This window comes from Aeromonas sp. ASNIH8 (assembly GCF_002919855.1).
GTDB classification, from domain to species: domain Bacteria; phylum Pseudomonadota; class Gammaproteobacteria; order Enterobacterales; family Aeromonadaceae; genus Aeromonas; species Aeromonas caviae.
Map to the genome: position 1 here is coordinate 1 of NZ_PQLN01000282.1, position 552 is coordinate 552.

The 552-nt window shown below is 54.0% G+C and carries 1 protein-coding gene; it reads left to right on the forward strand.

Annotated elements, in window-relative coordinates; translation table 11 throughout:
- Positions 1-552: SDR family NAD(P)-dependent oxidoreductase (locus C3418_RS23925; RefSeq protein WP_146054170.1), on the forward strand; the 552-nt coding region annotated here is incomplete at both ends.

Genomic DNA, 552 nt, shown 5'->3' on the forward strand with positions numbered 1-552 from the left:
AAAAGGGGGTTGGGATCCTGCGGACCTACAACCGGAGGGGGCAGGAAGCGCTCGAAGTTGTACGTGAAATTGAACAAAAAGGGGTAAAAGCAGCAGCATTGCAGCTGAACGTCGGGGATATGGCCAGCTTTGAACAGTTCGCCACTAAGGTGATTGAAAAACTGCATTCAGTCTGGAAGCGCAACACCTTCGATTATTTGTTGAACAACGCAGGTGTGGGTTTATATGCCCCCTATATGGAAACCACTGAAGCGCAGTTTGATGAAGTGATGAACATCCATTTCAAAGGCCCGTTCTTTCTGACCCAGGGGCTATTGCCGCTGATGGAAAACGGCGGGCGGATCCTCAACGTCTCATCTGGCCTGGCTCGTTTTGCGCTACCGGGCTCCAGCACCTATGCGGCGATGAAAGGGGCTATGGAAGTGCTCACCCGCTACCAGGCTAAGGAGCTGGGGGCGCGCGGGATCACCGCCAACATTATCGCCCCGGGGGCTATCGAAACCGATTTTGGCGGCGGTCGCGTACGCGATAACAAAGCAATCAATCAGCAGA